Source organism: Virgisporangium ochraceum (assembly GCF_016863655.1).
In the GTDB taxonomy this organism is placed as follows: domain Bacteria; phylum Actinomycetota; class Actinomycetes; order Mycobacteriales; family Micromonosporaceae; genus Virgisporangium; species Virgisporangium ochraceum.
This window is the reverse complement of record NZ_BOPH01000068.1, coordinates 111,705-134,276: the sequence shown is the minus strand read 5'-3', so window position 1 is coordinate 134,276 and position 22,572 is coordinate 111,705. Positions and strand designations below refer to the sequence as shown.

Sequence of the window (22,572 nt, the reverse complement as noted above, 5' to 3'; positions counted from 1 at the left end):
CTTAGCAGTAAGCTACTTATCCACAAGGGTTCGGAAAGACCTGCAACCGGACGGGCCGCGGTGGCGTGTCGGTACGTGTCGATCGGCCACTATCGAGGCGGAGGGGGAATGCTGGATATGGCCATACCGGACGAGGAGGCGCGCGACAGCGATGACGCGCCGCCCACCTCGGTCCGTGTGCCGTCTGTGCCGCCCGTCCCGGCCGCGTCCACGGCCGACTTCGACGCCTTCTACCTCGCGAACTTCGATCGCTTCATCGTCCAGTTGCACGCGTACACGGCCGACATGGCCACCGCGCAGGACGTGGTGCAGGAGGCCTTCGCCCGTGCGCTGCAACGGTGGTCGCGGGTCTCGACCTACGACAACCCGGAGGCGTGGGTGCGCCGGGTCGCGTGGAACCTGGCCACGAGCAACTGGCGCCGGATCGCCCGCTTCAACACGTTCATGCGCAAGCAGTCCGTGGAACGGCTCGTCGCCGAACCCTCGCCCGACCGGGTGATGCTGGTCCGGGCGCTGGCCACGCTGCCGGAGACGCAACGCCGCGCCGTCGTGCTGCACTACCTCGGCGACATGTCGGTGAACGACATCGCGGCGCAGGAGCGGGTCGCGCCCGGCACGGTGAAGTCGTGGCTGCACCGGGGCCGCGCGGCCCTGGCGGCCGCACTCAGTGACAGTAAAGAGGAAGCGCCCGGGAGGGAGGTGCACGATGGCTGACCCGGAAGACGTTGAGGTGCGGGAGGCGTTCGCCCGGTTCCGGGTGGAGTCGCTCGTCGACTCGCCCGGTCCGGATCTCGCCCGGGTGCGCGGCATTGCCCGGCGCCGGCAGGTCACCCGCCGCACGATGCTGTCCGTAGTGGCCCTCGCGGTGCTCGCCGTTCCGGCCGTCGGCTACCGGTTCGTCGGCCATCAGGCCGAGACGCCGGTCGACCCCGGGCCACCGCAGCAGGTGTCCGGCCTGCCGTCGGAGCGGCCGTCGGAGGAGCCGTCGACCGCGGTGTCGACCTCGTCGGCCACCGTGCAGAAGCCGATCACCCGGGCCGACATCCTGGCGGCCACGCTCGCCGTGCCGGCCTGGCCGGCCAAGCGCGCCTTCTGCTCGTCGGGCGAGGTCGACCTCGACAAGATCGGCCCCGTCACCACCGAGCAGCAGTTGTCGGTCGGAAAGGTGATCTCCGTCGACGTCGACCGCGACGGCGACACCGAGGCGGTCGCCGTGTTCTCGTGCGGCTACGAGGACAGCGTCGACCAGGTGCTCGCGATCGGTCGCGACGAGCAGGGCGGCCTCCGCACGATGGCGCGGGTCGTCGCCAGCGGCGACTCCGACCCGTTCACGGACGTGGTCGACCTGCGGCCCGGCGTCGACGCCGCCGTCGACGTCTACATCTACGAGGGGATCAACCTCGCCGGGCCGGAGTACGTCGAGAAGCAGTGGCGCTCGTACGGCTGGAACGGTCGGCAGTTCACCCAGGTCGGCGGCCCGCGCCAGTGGACACCGAAGGCGCCGCCGACCGACCTCGGCGTCGCGGTCACCACCGCGCCGTTCGGGGCGGCGTCGAACGGCGTGTGGACCGGCGGCATCACGGTCACGGTCACGAACGCCGGCCCGAACCGCGCGCCCGGCGTGTACCTGGAGCTGTACGTCACGACCGCAGACAGCAGCGGCCTCGCCAAGCAGCTGAAGGTGACCCCGGAGTGCACCACCACCGACAACCGCCTCAGCACCGGCCTGGTGGGTGTGCGCCTGGTCTGTCACCAGCCGGCCCTGGCGAGCGGCGCGGGCCGGGAGACGTCGTTCGAGGTGAGGATGCCCGTGGCCAACGGGGCCAGGGTGCTGAACGCGACGGCGAGCGTCTCCTCCGAGCAGCCCGGCGTGCGGATCATCGAGGACACCGGCGGGCTGGCCAACTGGGTCAGCGTCCCGCTGCCGGCTCCGCCGGGGTGAGGGTACCGACCACGACGGTCGCGTCCGCGTCCGCGCCGGTCACCACGTCGGCGCGCAGACCGGCCGCGACCACGTCGGCGGCGAGCGCCGGTGCCTGCCGGTCGCCGGTCTCGACGAGCACGCTCCCGCCCGGCGCGAGCCAGGCGGGAGCGGCGGCGATCACCCGCCGCAGCACGTCGAGGCCGTCGGCGCCGCCGTCGAGGGCCGCGAGCGGCTCGTGGAGGCGGGCCTCTGGCGGCATCAGGCCCACCTCGGCGCTCGGCACGTACGGGGCGTTGGCGACCAGCACGTCGACCCGCCCACGCAGGTCGGGCGGCAGCGGCTCGACCAGGTCGCCCTCGTAGACGGGACCGTCGAGGTTGCGCCGCGCGCACCGCACGGCGGCCGGGTCGAGGTCGACCGCGTGCACCCGTGCGCCGGGAACCAGGTGCGCCACCGCGGCCGCGACCGCACCCGACCCGCAGCACAGGTCGACGACCACCGCACCCGCGGCGGCGCGCTGCGCGGCCTGACGGGCCAGGAACGCGGTGCGCTGCCGGGGCACGAACACGCCCGGGTCGACCGCGACGCGCAGCCCGCAGAAGTCCACCCAGCCGACCAGGTGCTCCAGCGGCTCACCAGCCACCCGCCGGGCGATCAGAGCGGCCAGGCCCTCGGGTGAGGGCCCGGCCGCCTCGATCAGCAGGCTCGCTTCGTCCTCCGCGAAGACGCAACCGGCCGCGCGGAGTGTGGAGACGATCGAGTCGTTCAGTGCCCGTCCTGACGGACCTCGCTGCGGTCGCCGCTCCACAGCGTGTGGAAGACACCCTCGCGGTCGACCCGCTTGTAGGTGTGGGCGCCGAAGAAGTCGCGCTGACCCTGGATCAGCGCGGCCGGCAGCCGCTCCACCGACAGCGAGTCGTAGTAGCTCAGCGCCGCCGAGAAGCCCGGCACCGGGACACCCGACAACGCGGCCACCGACACGATGCGCCGCCACGCGTCGACGCCGTCGGCCACGGCCCGCGCGAAGTACTCGTCCTCGAGCAGGGTCTGCAGCCCGGGGTTGCGCTCGTACGCCTCGACGATGCGGTTGAGGAACTGCGCCCGGATGATGCAGCCGGCCCGCCAGATCTTCGCGACCGCGCCCTTGTCGATCTCCCAGCCGTACTCCTTCGCCGCGGCGATGATCGCGTCGAAGCCCTGTGCGTACGCGACCACCTTCGACGCGTACAGAGCCGCGCGCACGGCGTCCTCGAAGTTCTCCCCGGGCGGGACGGGCGTGGGCCGCGCCGCGGCCGTGCGCTGGACGGCCGCGCGCTGCTCGGGGTGGCTGGACACGCTGCGGGCGAAGACCGCGGCGGCGATGCCACCGACCGGGACGCCGAGGTCGAGCGCGTTCTGCACGGTCCAGACGCCGGTGCCCTTCTGGCCGGCCTGGTCGAGCACGATGTCGACGAACGGCTTGCCGGTCTCGGCGTCGACCTGCTTGAGCACCTCGGCGGTGATCTCGATGAGGTACGACTCGAGGTCGCCGGTGTTCCAGGCCTGGAAGACCTCGGCGATCTGCGCCGGCTCGTGCCCGCCGACCGTGCGCAGCAGGTCGAACGCCTCGGCGATGAGCTGCATGTCGGCGTACTCGATGCCGTTGTGGATCATCTTGACGAAGTGGCCGGCGCCGTCGGTGCCCACGTGCGTCACGCACGGCTCGCCCTCGGCCACCGCGGCGATCGACGCCAGGATCGGCCCGAGCGTCTTGTACGCCTCGGCCGAGCCGCCCGGCATGATGCTCGGGCCGTTGAGCGCGCCCTCCTCGCCACCGGAGATGCCGGCGCCGACGAAGTTCAGGCCCTTGGCGCTGATCGCCTTCTCGCGGCGGATGGTGTCGTGGAAGTCGGCGTTGCCGCCGTCGACGATGATGTCGCCCGGCTCGAACAGGCCGGCCAGTTGGTCGATCACCGCGTCGGTGCCCTTGCCCGCCTGCACCATGATGATCGCGGTGCGCGGCTGGCTGAGCGACGCGACGAAGTCCTCGATGGTCTCGCTCGGTACGAAGTCGCCCTCGTCGCCGTGCTCGGCGATGAGCTGGCGGGTGCGTTCCGGCGAGCGGTTGTAGACGGCCACCACGTTGCCCTCACGGCTGGCGAGGTTGCGGGCCAGGTTGCTGCCCATGACTGCCAGGCCGACGACGCCGATGTTGGCGCTCTGCTTCTTCTCCACGGTCACGGATGGAAAATACCCTGCTCCGGTGGCCGGGGGCGGCGCCGGTTCGCACCGTGGACCCGGTTAACGGGCATCTAAGGTCACTCTATGGCTCAGATACCCGACGACCTCGCAGCCGCCAACCGGAAGCTGATCGGGGAGTTCCGCGCGGCCGGGCGGTCGCTGCCCGGGCGGCCGCTGCTCCTGCTCACCACCACCGGCGCCCGCACCGGCACCGCGCGCACCACCCCGATGATGTACGTGCGCCTCGACGACCGGCTGCTGGTGATCGCCTCGGCCGCCGGCTCGCCGCGCCACCCGGACTGGTACCACAACCTGGTCGCCAACCCCGATGTGACGGTGGAGGTCGACGGCGAGGAGTACCGCGCGACGGCCCGGCCCGCCGACGACCGCGACGCGCTGTTCGCCCGGATCGAGGAGCGCTACCCGTTCTTCACCGACCACCAGGCCGGCGTCGACCGGAGGATCCCGGTGGTCGAGCTCATCCGGGCCTGAAAGAGCTCTACGGGACCCGCCTGAGCGCGGTCGCGAGGGCCTCGTCGGCCGGGGTCTCCACGTCGGGGTGGACGCCCGTGCCCTCCCAGTTGCCGCCGGTCTCCGGGTCGAGCGCGCGGCCGGTCGGGATGGTCAGCTCCAGGTGCGGGTGCATGCGGTGGCCGACCCGCGGGTGGGCGCCGCCGCCGGTGCGTTCGCCGACCACCGTGGCCCGGCCGGTGCGCTGCAGGTCGAACGCGAGTTCCTCGCCGCCGGAGAAGGTCCGGCGGCTGGTGAGCACGAACACCGGCCGCGTTCCGCCGAAGCGCCGGCCCGGCACGTACGGCGAGCTCCAGCTCTGCGTGGTGCGGTCGCCCTGCCGCTGGTAGATGTCGATGAGGTGGGTCGGCTCGTCGAAGAGGTAGCCGCACACGAACGCCACCATCGTCGGGTCGCCGCCGACCGTGTTCCGCAGGTCGAGCACGAGCACGTCGGCGGTGGCGACGAGCTGCATCGCGGCCGCCATGGCGTCGCCGGCCATCGACGGCGGGTACAGCAGCGGGGTGATCTCCAGCCGGGCGACGGTGCTCCCGTCCGCGGCGACCAGCCGCTCGACCGCGGCGATCCCGCCGAGGTCACGGGCCGACCGCTCGGTGAACATCGCGACCGTCAGCTCCTCGCTCGGCTTGTCGGGGATCTCCTCGGCGTGGTGCTTGAGCCGCAGGTGCAGGTCGCCGTTGGCCGACTGCAGATCGGCGGTGACCAGTGCGGAGAGTCCCGGGACGTCGGCGTCGGCGTAGCGGCCCTCGCGCAGGTTGGCGCGCAGCAGGTCGGCGAGCTTGGTGCCGATCTCCGGAAAGACGTACTGCTCCTCGATCAGCCGGGCCGACGACGTCACGATGCGATCGATGTCCATGGCCGTCGAGTAGAGCAGTCGGTTGACAAAGCGTCAAGAGATGTAGACGCTTTCTGCATGCCCGAACCGCCCGAACCGCCCGAACCGCCCGAACCGCCCGGCCCGGCCGGCCCGCCCCGGCCCGCCGACGAGACGCTCGAGGCGACCTCGCCCGCCCAGCTCAAGGCCCTCGCCCACCCGTTGCGCCAGCGGCTGCTCTACGCGCTGGGCGAGCAGCCGGCCACGATCAGCCAGCTCGCCGTGTCGTTCGGCGAGCGGAAGGGCAACATCGCGCACCACCTGAAGGTGCTGAGCGGCGGCGGCATGGTGCGCATCGTCGAGACCCGGCAGGTGCGCGGCGGAACCGAGCACTACTACCAGCGGACCACCAGGCGCGTGCACGTCGGCGGGCCGCCGGCCGCGTCGACCACGGCCATGCTGCGGGCCGTGGCCGACGAGTTGGCCGCCACCCCGACGGAGCCGCTGCTGATCCTGCGGCACGTGCGCCTGTCGACCGCCCAGGCCGAACGCCTGGCCGCCGCCCTCACGGCGATCGTCGCCGAGACCACCGACGACGGCGCCGGCGAGCGGTCATACGGCCTGCTCGTCGGCCTCTACGAGAGCTGACCCGCCGGTGCCCGGCGGCCCGCCGCCGGCGCCGGCCCGTCGACCGGCCGCCTCGACCGCGGCCCGCACCGACGTGGCCAGGTACTCCTCCGGGAACTCGCACATCCGCAACGTGAACCACGGCGCGCCGCTGTCCGGTGCCACCATCACCGCGGTGCTGCCGGCCCGCCGGTGCCGGCCCACCAGCCGGTCCATCAGGCGCACGCCGGCGCTGTCGAGGAAGTCGACGCCGCTGAGGTCGACGACTAGGGGCACCGACGGCGCCGTCAACGCGACGATCTCGGCCTCCAGGCGGCCGGCCACCGCGGTGTCGACGTCCTGGCCCAACGTGATCACGCAGACGTCGCCCACCGAACGGACCGACAGTTCATGCGGGGTCATGGCGATCTCCCCCCTGTAGCCTGCGGCGCATCGTGATGGTCGTGCCACCGTCGTGCGCGATCGTGACGTCGTCGACCACGGTCTCGATGAGGGCCAGCCCGCGTCCGCGGTCGCTCTGCGGGTCGGGGTCCTGCCAGGCACCCCGGTCGTGGACGGCCAGCTCGACCGAACCGTCGAGCATCGCCGCGCTGACGTGCACCTCACCGACGCCGTCGGCGCCGTACGCGTGCTCGATCGCGTTGGCGACCGCCTCGGAGCACGCGAGCAGCACCGCGTCGCGGTCGAGGGCCGGCACGCCGGCGGTGACCAGCCAGCCGCGCAGCTCGTCACGCACGCTCTTGAGCCGCACGATGTCGGCCGGCACCGTGCACGCGAACGACGGGCCCGCGCCGTACGCGAGGCACAGCATGCACACGTCGTCGTCGCGGGTCTGCGCCAGCGCGGCGCCGAGGTCGGGCAGCAGCCAGGCCAGCGGCGCGTGCCGCCGCGCCGCGGCCTCGCCGGCGAGGCGCGCCAGGTCGGTGTGCAGGTTGCCGGTGCGCCGCTCGACCAGCCCGTCGGTGTAGAGCAGCAGCCGCGCACCGGGCTTGAGCTGGGCCTCGGCCTCGACGCGCGGCTTCATGCCGGTGTACGCGGCGATCGGCGTCGACCGGCCCGACCACAGGAACCGCTCGCCGCCGTTGGGCTCGATGAGCAGCGGTGGAACGTGACCGGCGCAGGCGTAGCGCAGCTGGCCCGTGTCGAGGTCGAGCAGCGCGTACGCGACCGTCGACATCCGCCCGTCCTCGAACCGGTCGACGAACCGGTCGAGCCGCTCCAGCAGCCCGGCCGGCCCCGGGTCGGTGGCGGCCAGGGCCCGCACGGCGCTGCGCAGGTGCCCCATGGTGGCGGCGGCCCGGATCCCCCGGCCCACCACGTCTCCGACGACGATCGCCACCCGGTTCGGGCCGACCATGAACGCGTCGTGCCAGTCGCCGCCGACCTCCAGGTCGTCGGCGGCGGGCCGGTACCAGGTGCCGAACGCCACCCGCGGGTCGCGCGGCAGGTCGCCGGAGAGCAGGCCGCGCTGCAGGATGTGCGCGTTCTCGTGCTCCTGGTCGTAGAGCCGGCCGTTCTCCAGCGCCAGCCCCGCCGACGCCGCCAGCTCGCTGAGGAACCGGGTGCGCCGGTGGATCTCGCTGCCGCGCGGGAACCCGAGCACGAGCACCCCGATCACGCGGCCGCGGGCCCGCAGCGGCACCGCCACGTCGCACGGTCCGGTGCCGCGCTGGGCGGCGATCGTCGTGTTGCCGGTGCGCACCGCCACGTCGACGAACTCGTCGGCCCGCGCCTCCGTACCGCCGGCGCCGTCCGGCCCGGCGACGGGACCGGTGGGCTCGGCGGCCAGCAGCACGCGCCCGGTCTCCACGACCAGCTCCACCCGCGCGCCGAGCGCCACCGCCGGCACCAGCTCCGACACGAGCACCCCGGCCCGCGAGAGCAGCCCGGCGGTCTCGTCGAGCCGCCGGCTCAGGGCCACCAGGAACGTGGCCTCGCGCTGCAGCTCCAGGGTCTCGGCGTGCAGCCGGGCGCGTTCGAGCGCCTGCGCGCACTGTGTCGCGAAGGTGCGCAGGAAGCTCCGCTCGCCGGGTGGGAAGCCGCGGGTGCCGGCCCGCCCGAGCACCAGCGCTCCCAACGCGACGGTGCCGACCCGCAACGGCAGGATCGCCACCGCCCAGTCGCCGGTGAACAGCCCGTCGAGCGTGTCGGGGTGGTCGGCCGCGCGGGCGATGAACGTGCCCTCGGTGGCCGGCCACCCGAGCATCCGTTCCAGCGGAGCCGGGTCGTGCCACCAGGCGTCCACTGTGGACTGCGTGAACCCGGTGGTGACGGCCGGAACCGCCGCCATCCCGCCGGCCACGGTCGGCGGCTCGCCCGGAAGCACCACCAGGGCCCGGTCGAAGTCGAGCGTCGCGGCGACCCGGTCGGCGGCGGCCTCGGCGATCTGCTGCGCGTCCAACGGCACGGCGAGCGCGGCGGTGATCAGCTGGAGTGTCTCGGCACGCTGCCGCAACTGCTGCTCGACCTCGAACTGGCGGGTCCGCTGCAGGGTCTGCCCGGCCTGGCGGGCCACGGTCCACAGAAGCTGGCGGGTCTCGGTGCCGATGTCGCTCGCGGCGCGGTAGCCGAAACCGACCACCCCGAAGAGGGTGTCACCGGCCACCAGCGGAACGATCGCGAGCGCGCCCAGGCCGAGCGCGACCATCGCGTCGGCGGCCACCGCCGACTCCCTCCGCAGTTCGTCGTCGGAGTCGACGACGAGCAACGTGCCCTCCCGGGCCGCCCGGGCGTGCGGCAACGGGTCGTCGAGCATGGTGCGTTGCATGCGTGGCTCCGTCGGAGCCGAGCCACCATTCATCCATTCGAGTGACGTGCCGTCGTCGGATTTGAGCCAGACCGCGCTGCGCACCGCGTGGACGGCCCGCAGCCCGGTACCGGCGAGGGCGTCGACCACGTCGCCGTTGTTGAGCGCCACCGCGAACTCCGACACCAGGTCCTGCAGCAGCGCCAGCCGCCGCTCGGACTCCTCGGCGGCCTGACGCGCCGCGAGCGCGACGCGCTCGGACACCTCCGCGGCGCGGCGGGCCTCGAGCGCGACCTTCTCCGACTCCTCCGCCGCCCGCCGGGCGGCGAGCAGTTCCTGCTCGTACTCGCGCCGGAACAGGGCACTGAACACGGCGGTGTGGATGAACGACGGCCGACCGTCGGAGCCCATCTGCACGTCGGAGTTCACCAGCGCCGGCATCCGGGTGCCGTCGCGGCGCACCAGCTCGACGGCGATCTCCCGCACGGCACCCTGCATCGCGAGGAGCGGCCCGTAGTGCGTCTCGTAGTAGATGCGTCCGCCGATGGCGAGCAGGCTCTGGAACGTGACGTGACCGATGAGCTCGGACCGCTCGTACCCGAGCCAGCCGAGCAGCGTCTCGTTGACGCCGACGATCGTGCCGTCCATGCGGGTCGACAGGTACCCGCAGGGTGCGTCGCCCGACGGCTGGTCGCTCACCACACCGCTCACACGCCCAGGAACTCCTTCATCGCGTCGACGGTCTCACCGGGTGAGCTGAGGTTCGGGCAGTGCCCGGTGGCCCGCATCACCACCAGTTTGCTGTTGGCGACGTGGTGGTGCACGTACTGTCCCACCGACACCGGCGCGATGACGTCGTTCGAACACTGCAGCACCAGCGTCGGCACGGTGATGCCGGCCAGGTCGGTGCGGTTGTCGCTCTTGAAGGTGACCTCGGCGAACTGACGCGCCACCACCGGATCGGTGCGGCAGAAGCTGTTGGTGAGCTCCTCGCCCAGCTCCGGCCGCTCGGGGTTACCCATGATCACCGGGGCCATGACACGTGACCAGCCCAGATAGTTGCTGTCGACCGACTCCAGCAGTTCGGCGACGTCGGCCTCGGAGAAACCACCGGTGTATCCGGCGTCCGGGTCGTCGATGTACCGCGGCGACGGACCGACCATTATCAGGTTGGCGAACCGGCCCGGCTCGCGCAGCACCGCGAGCGCACCGATCATCGCCGCGACCGAGTGCCCGACGAACGTGACGTCGCGGAGATCCAGCTCGTGAATGATGTCGAGCACGTCGAGGGCGTAGGCGTCGAGCGAGGAGTACTTCTCCACGGAGTACGCGTCGAGGTTGGAGAGCCCGTAGCCGATGTGATCGAAAAGCACGATGCGGTGGGTGTCGGCGAACGCCGGCGCCACGAACCGCCACATGTTCTGATCACACCCGTAGCCGTGGGCGAAAATCATCGGTGGGCCGCTCTCGAGACCCGTCACCGTGACCGCGTTGTCTGCTACAGATCCCACGCCGGACACACTACGGAAACAACTGTCGCGCGCAAACCGTCCGTCAGGCCGGTTCGCCGTAGATGATCCCCCGCCCGTTGGTGGCCACATAGACGCGTCCGGGTACCCGTGGGTCACCGGTGATCGCCGCACCGGTCCACGCGTACCGGTGGGCGTCATCGTTCACACGCACCCACGTCCGTCCGCGATCATCGGACCGGAAGATGCCGCGGACACCGCGGATCCGCGCGGAGCTGAAGATCGACGGATATCGGCCTCCGCGCAGGTTGGCGCCGAAGCCGACGGTGTCGGCTTCGTCGACGGCGGGGTGACGCGCGAACGACGCGCCGCCGTCGGTGGAGTGCCACAGGCCGTAGGCGCCGCCCTCCTCGCCGCCGGCGAACCAGATCTCCCCGGCGTGGCCGGGAACCGCCTTGAACCGCACGTTGCCGGTGGCCGGCAGGCCGGTCGCGGCGGTGGCGACGAACGTGAGACCGCCGTCGCCGCTGCGGTGGAACACGCCGGCGGCGTACGCGTAGAACACCGTCGGGTCGACGCGGTCGGCCGCGACGCCCGCGCCCGCCGGCACACCGGTCGACGCGGTCCACGTCGCGCCGCTGTCGCCGGTCCCGTGAACGGCACTTCCCGACGGCGACCACAGCGCGCGGGCGCCGTCGGCCGACACCGCGACGACACCGCCGCCCGTGACGCCGGGCGGTTCCGACGCCGCCGGGGTCCACGTGTGGCCGCCGTCGGTCGAGCGGCCGAACCGCGGCGCGTTGCCGTTGCCGACGCGCACGACGACGGCCGGCGCCAGTTCGGCGACGTCGACGCTGGTGCCGCTGCCCAGCGTCGGGTCGGCGTGCATCGTTCCCGGCCGGGCGAAGTCGACGTGCGTGAACCCGCCGAGGTCACCGACGGCGCTCAGCAGGTGGGCGCCCCGCGACGGGCTGACCAGGTCGAGGACCGCGCACTCCTCGATGCCCCGGGCGCGCACCGAGATCCGCACAACCTCACCGCGGTCCCACGCGGTGAGGTTGTCGGTTCCGTAGATCGTGGCGCCGGTGCCGTAGAGCAGCCGGTCGGAGTCGAACGGGTCGATCTCCACGGACTCGGTCATCCAGCCGAGCTTCGGGGTCTGTTCCGGCGGCGCGGGCGCGGTGTTGAACGTCAGCCACGGCGCCTCGCCGTAGTCGATCTCGTAGCGGTTCTGCCGTTCCGGCCAGGCGGTGACCTGCCACGCCCGGCTCCACGTGGCGCCGTCGTCGGTGCTGCGGAAGAAGACGGTGTCGGGCCACCAGGAGATCTGCGTGGCGACCATCAGCGTGCCCGGCCGGCGTCGGTCGAGGGTCAGGCCGCTGTACCCCCAGGCGCCGTCGGGCTCCGGGGTGATCCGGGTCCAGGTGTCGCCGGCGAGCTTCCACACCTCGCCCCCGCCGCCGCTGTACGGGCCGGCCGTGTCGCTGGTCGCGACGAACAGCGTGCCGTTCCGGTCGACCACGCCCTTGTGCGGGAGGAACCCGGTCGGCTGACCGGGCACCCGCTCCCAGGTGCGGCCGGCGTCGGTCGACCGGTACAGCATGTTCTGCTTGTCGGCGACGCCGACGTAGATGGTCCGCGTGGGCCGGGTCCGCCGGCCACTCCGCGGATCGAAGGCCACCCACAGAATGCCCTGATTGTCGCTTGAGTACCCCGACGCGTCATTCGGGTCGTCGGCGTAGTTGCCCGGGTTCGGGAAATTAGTGACTGATGACCATGACGCTCCGTAGTCGGTACTCCGCCACAGTCCGTGACCGCCGCGGACGCCGAAATACACGATCGAGTTGACGTTCGGGTCGATCGCGAGACGCTCACCCATGCCGCGTCCGGGCATGTTACCGCCGAGTTTGAACGGCAGTTCAGCGGCCTTCCACGTGGCGCCCCGGTCGCGCGACCGGAGGATGGCGCCGTCGTCCGGGTCCCAGTCGTTGGTGTACGTGCCGACCGCGAGGTAGACCCTGTCCGGGTCGACGGCGTCGGTGGCCAGGCTGACGACGCCGGTCCAGCCCCACCGCTCCCACCCCACCCAGTCGAGCAGCGGGACCCAGCGCCGTCGGCGGTGGTCGAACCGGTACGCGCCGCCGATGTCGGTGCGCGCGTAGACGAGCCCGCGCTCGCGCTGGTTGAAGACGATCCCGGGTACGAACCCGCCGCCGACGATCTCGACATTGCGCCACGTGTACCGCCCGCCACTCTCCGTAGCAGGCGGGCCGGGCGCGGCATGCGCCGCGGCCGACCCGGCACCGGCCGTGACGGCCGAGGCGCCGGCCGCCAGGGCGGCCGCGCGGATCATGGTTCGTCGTGACGGCCCGCCGCCGGTTCGCGATTCTTCGACCACGATCGATTCGTACCGAGCGGGGGCCTCCGCGTCAATAGTTTGCCGTCTATACAAATTCGGGTTTCGCTCTGACGCTCCGCGACGATGGTCACCCATCGTGAGCGCCGGGCGAACACGTCGCACAAGTTGGGCTTGACAGCCCATTTACAGCCGCTAGATCCGGCAACTAGTTTCCCCGGACGTGAATGGGTCTTCCCGCAGGTCATCCGCGCGCTCCACGTTCTCCGTGATCGCCTTGACCGCCGCGCTGGCCGTCTCGACGGCCGCGTGCGCAGGTGACGAGGCCGCCGACTCCGGGTCGGGCACGCAGCAGAGCAGCCCGTCAGCCACGGCGCTCACCCCCGAGACCCTCTCCACGATCACCCAGTACACGGGGGTGCCGGCCGGGAAGGCCACCGGCCAGCCGATCAAGATCGGGTTCATCAACGCCGACTCGCAGGAGTTGACGATCGCCACCGACGAGGCGATCCGTGCGGTCAACGACCAGCTCGGTGGCGTGAAGGGCCGCCCGATCCAGCTGGTGAAGTGTGTGGCCGGCAGCCCCGAGCAGGCGCAGCAGTGCGCGCAGACGTTCGTGTCCGACGCGGGCACCGTCGCCGTGCTCCAGGGCACGATCGACGCCGACGTCACCGCGTTCCACACCACGTTGTCGCCGAAGCTCCCGGTGCTCGGCGGCCTGCCCCTCGCCGTCGCCGACGCGGCCGCGCCGAACTCGTACTACCTCAGCAGCGGCCAGTTCGGCGGCATCGGCGCGGTGACCTACGCCAAGGACTACGCGAAGGCCCGGAAGGTCGCGATCCTGTCCCCGGCCGGCTCGCCGGCGAACGAGCTCGCCATCGCCACCCTGCAGCAGGCCCTCCAGGCCGTGGGCATCAAGGTCACGATCGCCCGGTTCCCCCTCGACGCCACCGACATGACCGCGGCCATCAACCAGAGCGAGGCGGCCAGCGCCGACCTCCTCATCCCGGCCGTCGGCATCCCGCAGCACTGCGTCGTGCTGAGCAACTCCCTGCAGAAGCTGGCCGTCTACACGCCGGTGCTCACGTTCGCCGGCTGCCTCGGCGCCGACGTCCGCAAGACCCTCGGGGACTACCCGCGCTGGAACTACCTCGGCTTCAGTGTCAGCGCGGAGGCGTCGTCGAGCGACGACCTCACCGCGTGGCAGGTGCGGGCGTTCAACGAGTGGTTCAAGCCGATGGAGAACCGCAGCGTCACCCGCAACGGCGCCGTGCAGATGTTCCAGACCGTGCTGACGCTCGTGAAGATCCTCTCCGCGATACCGGGCGACGGCATCACCCCGGCCTCCGCCGGCAACGCCATGAAGAAGTTCAAGGGCCCCGTGTTCCTCGGCGTGCCGACGCTGACGTTCGGTGGGGTGCCCAACATGCCCGCGATCGGCTCGCTCGCCAGCCGGGTGTACGTGTACCTGGGCAACGACGGCTGGCGCGACACCACGGGCGGCAAGTGGCTCGAGCCACCGGTGCTGAACCTGGGCCGTCAGGGGCAGCAGGGTCAGGGGCAGCAGGGTCAGGGGCAGCAGGGCCAGAGCCCCGGGCAGAACCAGAGCCAGAGCCCCGGCCAGACCCGCTAGCCCGCGCTACGGCGTCACCGCGAACACGTCGAGGACCTTCGCCGCGACCTCCGCGTCGCCGGAGACCTCGACGGGCGCCGACGCCGGGGCGATGCGGCCGGCCGCCAGCCGGGAGTACGTCTCCCAGTCCATGCGCAGCGTGGTCGAGGCGGCGGGCCCGGCCCACGGCGCGAGGTACCCGCGCCCGTTGTCGTCGACGGTGACCGCCACGTCGAACGGCACCGGGTCGCCGACGGCCAGCCGCACCACCGATCCCGGCGGCGCGGCCGCGTGCTTCGCCACCACCCGCGCGAGGCTGGCGAGCAGGATGTCGCGGGCGATCAGCGCCCCCGGCGCGTCGAGGTTGCCCGGCCGGCCCAGCGCACGCCGGATGTCCTGCTCGTGCACCCAGCCGTCGAAGGCCCGGTGGGTCAGCAGGATCCCGAGGTTCACCGGCACCCCGTACGCGGTGGTCGCCGGCGCGGCCGGGTCGGGCGGGTCGGCCGCGAGCTGCCGCTGCCGCAGCGCGAACACCTCGCGCAGCTCGGCCAGCACCTCGGCGCCGGTCGCGCCGCGGCGTTCGGCGACCGGCCGGTCGGCGATGCCGACGAGGCCCGACCGCCCGTCGGCCGGCGCCGGGTGGCCCTGGCTCATCCACACCTCGCCGCCCACCAGATGCGCGCAGACGTCCTTGACGGTCCAGAGTGGACACTCGGTCTGCGCGGACCAGCCCGGATCGGTCAGGTCCGCGCAGACGTCGAGGCTCGCCGTGAAGGTCTGCCGCCACGCTTCGATGCTGGCGGCGGTGTCGCTACCGTCGTTCACCCCGCCAGTATCGCTACCCGATGGCGCACTGGGAACCGGTCGCCGGCACCTGGAGCGGCTCGCCGGCACCGACCTGCTCCACCGCCCACGGGCCGCTTCCGGCGGTCCGCTCGACGCGGACCCGCGAGCCGGTCCGGGTCACCGTGAAGGCCGCGGAGGTCGAGCCGTCGAGCGCCGGGACGGTCACCGTCCGCGCGCCGTCGGGCAGGTCGAACAGCCGCAACGTGACCCCGTCGGCGTAGTCGTAGTCGGGACGCGCGTCGACCGCGCCGACCGCCACGACCGACCCGGGCCGCACGAGCAGCGGCACGCTGTCGAAGCCGTGCGTCTCGCGCACCCAGCGCGGTCCCTCGACCACCTCGCCCGTGTCGTACTTCGTCCACCGCCCGGCCGGCACGTAGTACCGCACGTCGCCGTCGGCCGCGAACACCGGCGCCACGAGCAGGCTGTCGCCGAGCATGTACTGGGTGTCGAGGTACGCACACGCGGGATCGTCGGGGAACTCCACCGCCATCGGACGCATTACCGGCAGGCCCTCGGTGTGCGCCTTGACCGCGGCACCGTACAGGTACGGCATCAGCCGGTGCTTGAGCCGGGTGAACGTGCGCAGCACGTCGACGGACTCCTCGTCGAACTCCCACGGCACCCGGTACGTCTGGTTGCCGTGCAGCCGGCTGTGCGACGACAGCAGCCCGAACGGCACCCACCGCTTGAACACGGCCGGGTCGGGCCGGCCCTCGAAGCCGCCGATGTCGTGGCTCCAGAAGCCGAACCCGCTCGCCGCCAGCGACAGCCCGCCGCGCAGGCTCTCGGCCATCGACTCGAACGACGACGAGCAGTCGCCGCCCCAGTGCACGGGGAACTTCTGCCCGCCGACCGTGGCGCTCCGCGCGAACACGACCGCGTCGCCGTCGCCGCGGGCCTCGCGGAGCACCTCGAACACGGTCTCGTTGTAGAGCTGGGTGTACCAGTTGTGCATGCGCTCCGGGTCGGCGCCGTCGTGCCAGACGACCTCGGTGGGGATGCGCTCGCCGAAGTCGGACTTGAAGCAGTCGACGCCCATGTCCAGCAACGCCTTCAGCTTCCCGGCATACCACGCGCGGGCCTCGGGGTTGGTGAAGTCGACGAGCGCCATGCCGGCCTGCCACCGGTCCCACTGCCAGACGTCGCCGTCCTTCTTGCGGGTCAGGTACCCGTTCGCCATGCCCTCGGCGAACAGCGCCGACCGCTGCGCGATGTACGGGTTGATCCACAGGCAGATCCGCAGCCCCCGGTCCTTCAGGCGCTTGAGCATCGCCGGCGGGTCGGGGAACGTGCGCGAGTCCCACTGGAAGTCGCACCAGGAGAACTCGCGCATCCAGAACGTGTCGAAGTGGAACACCGACAGGGGCAGGTCGCGCTCGGCCATGCCGTCGACGAAGGACGTCACGGTCTCCTCGTCGTACGACGTGGTGAACGACGTCGTCAGCCACAGCCCGAACGACCATGCCGGCGGCAGCGCCGGCCGCCCGGTCAGGGCGGTGTAGCGGCGCAGGATCTCCTTCGGCGTCGGCCCGTAGATGACGAGGTACGACAGGCTCTGCCCGGTGACGCTGAACTGCGTGCGCGACACGACCTCGGAACCCACCTCGAACGACACGCGCCCCGGGTGGTCGACGAGCACCCCGTAGCCGCGGTTGGTGAGGTAGAACGGCACGTTCTTGTACGCCTGCTCGCTGCTCGTGCCGCCGTCCTCGTTCCAGATGTCGATGCTCTGGCCGTTCTTCACCAGCGGGCCGAACCGCTCCCCCAGCCCGTACACGGTCTCGCCGACGCCCAGCGACAGCTGCTCGTGCACGAAGTGCCCACCGTCGTCGGTGTCGATGACACCCATGCCCTTCCAGCCGCTGCCGGTGAGCACCTTCCCCTCGGCCTCGAACGTGAGCGCCCAGTGTTCGCCCCGGCTGAACCGCGCGGTCAGCCGTCCACTGCGGAACGACGCGTCCTCCGCGGAGACGACCGGCTCGGTGGGCGCCTCGCTGATCTCGAACCGCGGCAGCCGCGGCTTCTCACCGAGGAAGTGCGACACGGTCACCCGGACCACGTCGGGCATCGGGCTGCTGCAGGTGACGGTGATGACCGGCGCGTTGAGGGTGTCGCCCCGCTGGTGCACGCGCCTCGTCGCGGCGAACACGGTCAGTGTCGTCGCGTCGGCCTCGACGTCGTGCAGGTGCGCGGGGTGCAGCGCGATGACGCCGTCCCGCTTACGCCAGTACCCGTCGGTGAACTTCATGGCGTGGAACTCCTACTTGATGGCGCCGGCGGTGATCCCCCGCGTCAGCGTGCGTTGGAAGATGACGAAGAAGAGAATCGCCGGCAGCACGCCGATGAGCGCCGACGCTGACGTGGTGGTGACGTCCATCTGGCGGTCGCCCTGCAAGACGCCGAGGGCCACCGGGACGGTCTGGTTCTCGTTGGAGATGAGGAAGATGAGGGGCAGGAAGAACTCGTTCCAGGTCCAGATGAAGAAGAACGTGAACAGCACGCCCATCGTGGGCCGGCTGATCGGGACCACGACGCTCCACAGCGTGCGCCAGCGGCCGGCACCGTCCACTTCGGACGCGTCGAGCAGCTCGCGGGGGAACTCCGCGTACACCGACGAGAGCAGGTACGTGCCGAACGCGCTCTGTACCACCGTGAAGATGATGATGACCGACCACACGCTGTCGTAGAGGTGCACCTCCTTCGACAGGAAGTACAGGGGGTAGACCAGCACCTCCTGCGGCAGCACGTTGGCGACCAGGAAGAAGACGAGGAACCACAGCCGGCCACGCACCCGTCCGATGCCCAGCGCGTACGCGTTGAGCACCGACAGCAGCACCGCGAGCACCGACACCACGATGCTCACGAAGAAGCTGTTCCACAGCTTGCGGGTGAAGTCGACGCGGTGCCAGAAGTCGACGATGCCGTCGAAGTACAGCTCGCCCGGGAACGACAGCGGACCGTTGGCCGCGTAGTCGGTGGGGCTCTTCACCGCGTTGACGACGATGACGAGGATCGGCCCCAGGGTGAGCGCCAGGATCACGACCAGCACCAGCAGAACCGGGTACCGGAAGGGATTGCGCCGCGCCATCGTGCTCACGCGATCGCTCCGCTGCGCTCCGCGATGCGTTCGCAGGCACTGAGTTGATGGTTCACTCGCTGGCGCTCGCTCACCGTGCGTCCTCTCCCTTTGTCTGGAGCTTGAGGAAGACGAACGCCAGCACCACGATGAGAACCGTGAGCACGACGGAGATCGCCGACCCGTACCCGACGTTGGCGCGTTCGAAGAAGTTGCGCCACGCGAAGTACGACGGCACCAGGGTCGCGTTCGCCGGGCCGCCGTTGGTGAGCACGAAGATCGGGCCGAACACCTTCAGCGCGGCGATCGTCGTGGTGACGAGCACGACGTAGAACTCCGGCCGGAGCATGTGGACGGTGATGTGCCGGAACCGTTGCCACCACGAGGCTCCGTCGAGGTCGGCCGCCTCGTACAGCTGCGGGTCGACCCGCTGCAGGCCGGCCATGAACATGACGAGCGGGTAGCCGATCTGCACCCACACGAGCACGCCCATCACGCTGTAGAGCGCGTAGCGTTCGTCGCCCAGCCAGTTGATGCTGAGGCCTCCGAGAATCCGGTTCAGCGCGCCGTAGTCGGGGTGCAGGATCCAGCCCCAGACGATGCCGGTGACCGCGACCGGAATCACCTGCGGCAGGTAGAACCCCGACCGGAACACGTTCGCCGTGCGCGGCCCGAACGTCTTGCCGACGTAGTCGAACAGCACGGCCGCCAGCACCAGACCGATCAGCGTCGGCACCACCGCCATCGCGACGATGATGGCCGCGATGTTCCGGAACGACTTCCAGAACAGCTCGTCCTCTAGCAGCCGGGTATAGTTGTCGAGCCCGATCCACTCGGGATCGCCGATGCCCGGCCACCGGGTGAAGCTGATCCCGATCGTCATCACCAACGGGATGAGGATGACGACGGTCGAGGCCAGGATTCCGGGCAGCAGGAACACGAGGTACCCGCCGCCCCGGCGGCGGCGCCGGGCCCGCGCCGCGGCGGCCGGGCGGCGGCGCCCCGTGTCGGCGCCGCCGCTTCTCACCAGTGTCGACACGCTACTTACCGAGGTCCGAACGGTTCTGGTCGTAGGGCTTGGCGACCTCGTCCTGCCACTGCGCGACGCTCTTCGAGCCGGTGATGAGGCCCTGGGTCGCGGCCGCCATCACGTCGTAGTAGCCGGGCGCGGGCCAGTCCGGGTAGAACGCCAGCCCGTCGTCCTTGAGAACCGTGCTGAAGTTCTCGATGAGCTCCTTGCTCTTGGCGTCGGTGATCGCGGTGGGTTCCGCCGCGACCGGCACGCCGCCGCTGTTGCCGAGCAGGTTCTGGATCTCGGGCGTCATCGTGATGTCGATGAAGTCGTACGCGAGGCTCTTGGCCTTCGACTTCGTCGGCACCACCCACAGGTTGCCGCTGGAACCGGGGTGCAGCTTGTTGCCCGGGAACAGGAACGAGCCCCACTGGAAGTTCTTGATCTCCTTGGCGAACCGGCCGTACCACCAGCTTCCCGAGATCAGGATCGGGAACCTGCCCTGGGTGAACGCGACACCCATGTCCTCGGCCTTGATGCCGGCCGAGTCCTTGCTGATGTAGCCCTTCTTCACCCAGTCGGAGAACGTGGTGGCGCCGTACGTCATCTCCGGGCCCTTGAAGTCGAACTTCCCCTTGTACAGCTGGAAGTTGTCGACCCACGAGCGGTTGGCCTTCGACAGCGCCAACGAGTACAGCACCTGCATCGCCGGGTACTCGGCGCCGCCCATCGCCAGCGGCACCTGGCCGCCCTTCGCGAACGTGTCCATCGCGGCCTCGAACTCGGCCAGCGTCTTCGGGACGGCGATGTTCTTCTGCGCGAAGAGGTCCTTGTTGTAGTAGACCATCACGTACTCGCCGTAGTTCGGCACCCCGTACCACTTGCCGCTGCCCATCACGCCGTCGGCGTCGTACTTCGCGGTGGTCTGCAGGCTGGCGCTGAGCTTCTTGTCCCAGCCGCGCTTCGTCGCCTCGCCGCTGAGGTCGGTGAGCAGGCCCTGCTTGGACAGCAGGCCGCTGGTCGCGTTGCCCTTGTTGTACTCCATGAGATCGGGCGCGTTGTCGGAGTTGAGGATCATGCCGGCGCTCTGCTGGATCTGTTCGAAGCTCTTCTCCTCGAACTTCACCTCCACGCCGGGGTGCTTCTCCTTGAAGATCTCGATCGCCCGGTTCCAGGCGACGCCCATCGCGCTGGTCGGGCCCTCGTAGTGCCAGAGGGTGAGGCTCTTGGCGTCCGTGCCTTCGTCGTCGGAGCCGCCGCACGCCGAGAGAACGGTGGTCGCGGCGAGCGCCACCGCCAGCAGGGTGCGGGTGAGAGTGCGGGTTCGGTGCATGGGGGGGTCCTCCCGGTGGGAGCTGGTTCAGCCGGCGCTCCTCCCGAAGCGCTGTCGAAGCGCTTCGACAATGCGCGCGTCGAAGCGCTTGCGCAGACGCTAGGGAGGGGGGCCGTTCGGTGTCAACGGCGTGTACGGCAGATTTCCTAACTTTTACCGAGCGTGATCATCACCGCCCCCATTGCCACCATGGCCGACTCGGCTTACAGTGCGTAACCGTGGTCACGATCGACGACGTGGCGCGCGCCGCCGGGGTGTCCACCAGCACGGTGTCCTACGCCCTGAGCGGTCGGCGGCCCATCTCACCCGCCACCCGGGAGCGTGTCGCGGCGGCCATCGCCGAGCTCGGCTACCACCCGCACGCCGGCGCGCGGGCGCTCGCGAGCAGCCGGTCGAGCGTCCTGGCCCTGGTCGCGCCGCTGCGCTCCGACATCAACGTTCCGGTGATCATGGAGTTCGTCACCGCCGTGGTCACGGCCGCGCGGGAGCACAGCTACGACGTCCTCCTGCTGACCAAGGACGAGGGCACCGCCGGGCTCCAGCGCGTCGCGGGCGGCGCGATGGTCGACGCGTTGATCGTGATGGACGTGGAGAGCGACGACGCCCGCGTGCCCGCGCTGCTCAAGCTGCGCCAGCCGTCGGTGCTGATCGGGCTGCCGTCCGAGCCGACGGGGCTGACCTGCGTCGACCTCGACTTCGAGGCCACCGCCCGGGCCTGCGTCGAGCACCTGGCCGGCCGCGGACATCGACGGATCGCGCTGGTCGGCCCGGCACCGGGCGTCTACCAGCGCGGCACCAGCTACGCGAACCGCTTCCTCACCGGGTTCACCGCGGCGGTCGGCGCGCTCGGCGCCGACGTGGTCGCCGAGCCCTGCGATCCGAGCCGCGCCGGCGTCCGCGACTGCCTCGACCGCATCGGCCCCGACGTCACCGGCCTGGTGGTGCACAACGAGGCCGCGCTGATGCCGCTGCTCGACCTGCTGCGCGTCGACGGCCGGCGGGTTCCGGAGGACGTGTCCGTGGTCGCCGTGTGCCCGCGCGACGCCGTACCGCCGCTGCCGGTGCGGCTCACCACCGCGGAGATCCCGGCCCACGAGGTCGGCACGCTCGCGGTCACGATGGCGATGCGCCTGCTCGACAGCCCGGTCGCGACCCCACCGGAGACGCGGCTCCTGCCACCGGTGATCGTCGAGCGCGACTCTGTCAGTCCCATCTGAGTCAGTCCCATCTGAGTCAGTCCCATCGGAGTCAGTCCCATCGGAACGCGCGCCGGGCCGCGACCACCGCGACCACCGACCACGCCGCGAGCGAGAGCCACGCGAGGCCGTCGGCGGCCATGCCGTCGGTGAGTGCGGCCCGCAGCACGGTGGCATGCGCGGTGACCGGGACCAGGTACTCGGCGCCACCGAGGTCCGGCGCCGGGAAGAGGGTGCCGCCGCCGACGAGGAGCACCGCGTAGACCAGCGTCGCACCGGCCGTGGTCGCTTCCGGGCGGGTGAGGCTCGCGAGCACCAGGGCGAACCCGCAGTACGCGGCCGTCGCGAGGAGGGTGGCCGCGACCGCCGCCACGAGGTGGCCGACCTGCGGACGCCAGCCGACGGCGAGCCCGACGAGCGCCACCACGAGCGCCTGGGCCAGCACCAGCACCAGCGTGGCGAGGGTCTTGCCGGCGACGAGCCCGGTGCGGGTCAACGACGACGCGCCGAGGCGGGCGAGCGCGCCGTAGAAGCGCTCGTACCCGACCGAGATCGCCTGCCCGGTGAACGCCGTCGACAGCGTGGTCAGGGCGATCACGCCGGGCACGACGTATCCGGCCCGGTCGTCGCCGGGCAGGCTGATGACCGCCGTGTGCACGACGGCGAGCAGGCCGAGGATCGGCACGCCCAGGCTGAGCACGAGCGCCTCGGCGCGCCGCGCGTTGATCACCAGCTCGAAGCGGGCGTGACGCAGGAGCAGCAGGTGCGCCGGCGCCCGGCCGGGCGCGGGAGTGAACGGGTTCACGT

Annotated in this window: 19 protein-coding genes; 6 read left to right on the top strand and 13 right to left on the bottom strand. The window is 71.3% G+C overall.

Annotation, left to right across the window (positions count from 1 at the left end; all coding sequences use genetic code 11):
* The first annotated feature begins 75 nt into the window (after positions 1-75).
* Entirely contained in the window at positions 76-714 is a 639-nt protein-coding gene (locus Voc01_RS23585; protein WP_307781588.1) for a SigE family RNA polymerase sigma factor, read from the top strand.
* Complete coding sequence (locus Voc01_RS23580) at positions 707-1,942, top strand: hypothetical protein (RefSeq protein ID WP_203929687.1); 1,236 nt, start codon at positions 707-709, stop codon at positions 1,940-1,942. Before Voc01_RS23585 ends, Voc01_RS23580 begins: the two co-directional genes overlap by 8 nt.
* Here the strand turns inward: Voc01_RS23580 and Voc01_RS23575 are convergent.
* Positions 1,911-2,732, bottom strand: coding sequence for a putative protein N(5)-glutamine methyltransferase (locus Voc01_RS23575; protein ID WP_239160427.1), 822 nt, complete (start codon positions 2,730-2,732; stop codon positions 1,911-1,913). The two genes, Voc01_RS23580 and Voc01_RS23575, sit on opposite strands and share 32 nt — an antisense overlap.
* Positions 2,690-4,090 carry an NADP-dependent phosphogluconate dehydrogenase gene (gene gnd, locus Voc01_RS23570; protein ID WP_239160438.1) on the bottom strand — a complete coding sequence of 467 codons (1,401 nt, stop codon included), beginning with the start codon at positions 4,088-4,090 and terminating at the stop codon, positions 2,690-2,692. The genes Voc01_RS23575 and gnd overlap by 43 nt, the downstream gene beginning before the upstream one ends.
* A 138-nt stretch (positions 4,091-4,228) precedes the next feature.
* Here gnd and Voc01_RS23565 point away from each other — a divergent pair, with 138 nt between their 5' ends.
* Entirely contained in the window at positions 4,229-4,636 is a 408-nt protein-coding gene (locus Voc01_RS23565) for a nitroreductase/quinone reductase family protein (RefSeq protein ID WP_203929686.1), read from the top strand.
* 7 nt (positions 4,637-4,643) lie between these two features.
* Here Voc01_RS23565 and Voc01_RS23560 read toward each other — a convergent pair whose 3' ends face one another.
* The gene (locus tag Voc01_RS23560) at positions 4,644-5,531 is read right to left on the bottom strand and encodes a S41 family peptidase (RefSeq protein WP_203929685.1); all 888 of its coding nucleotides are present in this window, start codon (positions 5,529-5,531) and stop codon (positions 4,644-4,646) included.
* Between the two features lie 57 nt (positions 5,532-5,588).
* Here Voc01_RS23560 and Voc01_RS23555 point away from each other — a divergent pair, with 57 nt between their 5' ends.
* Positions 5,589-6,137, top strand: coding sequence for a helix-turn-helix domain-containing protein (locus tag Voc01_RS23555; protein WP_203929684.1), 549 nt, complete (start codon positions 5,589-5,591; stop codon positions 6,135-6,137).
* On the opposite strand, the gene Voc01_RS23550 is transcribed toward Voc01_RS23555, so the two are convergent.
* The 4 genes from Voc01_RS23550 to Voc01_RS23535 are packed head-to-tail and all read right to left on the bottom strand — an operon-like array spanning position 6,102 to position 12,684.
* Positions 6,102-6,518, bottom strand: a complete 417-nt coding sequence (locus Voc01_RS23550) for an STAS domain-containing protein (RefSeq protein WP_203929683.1) — start codon at positions 6,516-6,518, stop codon at positions 6,102-6,104. The genes Voc01_RS23555 and Voc01_RS23550 overlap by 36 nt on opposite strands.
* Positions 6,505-9,573: a SpoIIE family protein phosphatase gene (locus Voc01_RS23545; RefSeq protein ID WP_203929682.1), complete on the bottom strand. Its 3,069-nt coding sequence runs from the start codon at positions 9,571-9,573 to the stop codon at positions 6,505-6,507. The genes Voc01_RS23550 and Voc01_RS23545 overlap by 14 nt, the downstream gene beginning before the upstream one ends.
* Positions 9,570-10,373 (bottom strand): alpha/beta fold hydrolase, encoded by an 804-nt coding sequence (locus tag Voc01_RS23540; RefSeq protein WP_275423745.1) that lies wholly within the window; start codon positions 10,371-10,373, stop codon positions 9,570-9,572. The genes Voc01_RS23545 and Voc01_RS23540 overlap by 4 nt, the downstream gene beginning before the upstream one ends.
* A gap of 43 nt (positions 10,374-10,416) precedes the next feature.
* Complete coding sequence (locus Voc01_RS23535; protein ID WP_203929680.1) at positions 10,417-12,684, bottom strand: beta propeller repeat protein; 2,268 nt, start codon at positions 12,682-12,684, stop codon at positions 10,417-10,419.
* Positions 12,685-12,955: 271 nt separating this feature from the next.
* On the opposite strand from Voc01_RS23535, the gene Voc01_RS23530 reads away from it, so the two are divergent.
* Complete coding sequence (locus Voc01_RS23530) at positions 12,956-14,320, top strand: ABC transporter substrate-binding protein (protein ID WP_203929679.1); 1,365 nt, start codon at positions 12,956-12,958, stop codon at positions 14,318-14,320.
* Positions 14,321-14,326: 6 nt separating this feature from the next.
* On the opposite strand, the gene Voc01_RS23525 is transcribed toward Voc01_RS23530, so the two are convergent.
* The 5 genes from Voc01_RS23525 to Voc01_RS23505 form a co-directional block, all read right to left on the bottom strand.
* Positions 14,327-15,124, bottom strand: coding sequence for a maleylpyruvate isomerase family mycothiol-dependent enzyme (locus tag Voc01_RS23525; RefSeq protein WP_203929678.1), 798 nt, complete (start codon positions 15,122-15,124; stop codon positions 14,327-14,329).
* A gap of 13 nt (positions 15,125-15,137) precedes the next feature.
* Positions 15,138-17,396 carry an alpha-xylosidase gene (yicI, locus tag Voc01_RS23520; protein ID WP_203929677.1) on the bottom strand — a complete coding sequence of 753 codons (2,259 nt, stop codon included), beginning with the start codon at positions 17,394-17,396 and terminating at the stop codon, positions 15,138-15,140.
* Positions 17,397-17,408: 12 nt separating this feature from the next.
* Positions 17,409-18,236: a carbohydrate ABC transporter permease gene (locus Voc01_RS23515; RefSeq protein WP_203929720.1), complete on the bottom strand. Its 828-nt coding sequence runs from the start codon at positions 18,234-18,236 to the stop codon at positions 17,409-17,411.
* Between the two features lie 79 nt (positions 18,237-18,315).
* Complete coding sequence (locus Voc01_RS23510) at positions 18,316-19,251, bottom strand: carbohydrate ABC transporter permease (RefSeq protein ID WP_239160426.1); 936 nt, start codon at positions 19,249-19,251, stop codon at positions 18,316-18,318.
* A 13-nt stretch (positions 19,252-19,264) separates the two neighbouring features.
* Entirely contained in the window at positions 19,265-20,569 is a 1,305-nt protein-coding gene (locus Voc01_RS23505) for an ABC transporter substrate-binding protein (protein WP_203929676.1), read from the bottom strand.
* 218 nt (positions 20,570-20,787) lie between these two features.
* On the opposite strand from Voc01_RS23505, the gene Voc01_RS23500 reads away from it, so the two are divergent.
* A complete protein-coding gene (locus Voc01_RS23500) occupies positions 20,788-21,786 on the top strand; it encodes a LacI family DNA-binding transcriptional regulator (protein WP_203929675.1) in 999 nt (332 codons plus the stop codon).
* Between the two features lie 31 nt (positions 21,787-21,817).
* Here the strand turns inward: Voc01_RS23500 and Voc01_RS23495 are convergent, their stop codons facing one another.
* A complete protein-coding gene (locus Voc01_RS23495) occupies positions 21,818-22,570 on the bottom strand; it encodes an ABC transporter permease (protein WP_203929674.1) in 753 nt (250 codons plus the stop codon).
* Positions 22,571-22,572: the final 2 nt, after the last annotated feature.

What these genes read in the sequence shown, in the direction of transcription:
- Voc01_RS23580 (WP_203929687.1), top strand. Translation starts at nt 707, where the DNA reads ATGGCTGACCCGGAAGACGTTGAGGTGCGGGAGGCGTTCGCCCGGTTC.
- gnd (WP_239160438.1), bottom strand. Translation starts at nt 4,090, where the DNA reads ATGGGCAGCAACCTGGCCCGCAACCTCGCCAGCCGTGAGGGCAACGTG.
- Voc01_RS23565 (WP_203929686.1), top strand. Translation starts at nt 4,229, where the DNA reads ATGGCTCAGATACCCGACGACCTCGCAGCCGCCAACCGGAAGCTGATC.
- Voc01_RS23560 (WP_203929685.1), bottom strand. Translation starts at nt 5,531, where the DNA reads ATGGACATCGATCGCATCGTGACGTCGTCGGCCCGGCTGATCGAGGAG.
- Voc01_RS23555 (WP_203929684.1), top strand. Translation starts at nt 5,589, where the DNA reads ATGCCCGAACCGCCCGAACCGCCCGAACCGCCCGAACCGCCCGGCCCG.
- Voc01_RS23550 (WP_203929683.1), bottom strand. Translation starts at nt 6,518, where the DNA reads ATGACCCCGCATGAACTGTCGGTCCGTTCGGTGGGCGACGTCTGCGTG.
- Voc01_RS23535 (WP_203929680.1), bottom strand. Translation starts at nt 12,684, where the DNA reads ATGATCCGCGCGGCCGCCCTGGCGGCCGGCGCCTCGGCCGTCACGGCC.
- yicI (WP_203929677.1), bottom strand. Translation starts at nt 17,396, where the DNA reads ATGAAGTTCACCGACGGGTACTGGCGTAAGCGGGACGGCGTCATCGCG.
- Voc01_RS23515 (WP_203929720.1), bottom strand. Translation starts at nt 18,236, where the DNA reads ATGGCGCGGCGCAATCCCTTCCGGTACCCGGTTCTGCTGGTGCTGGTC.
- Voc01_RS23505 (WP_203929676.1), bottom strand. Translation starts at nt 20,569, where the DNA reads ATGCACCGAACCCGCACTCTCACCCGCACCCTGCTGGCGGTGGCGCTC.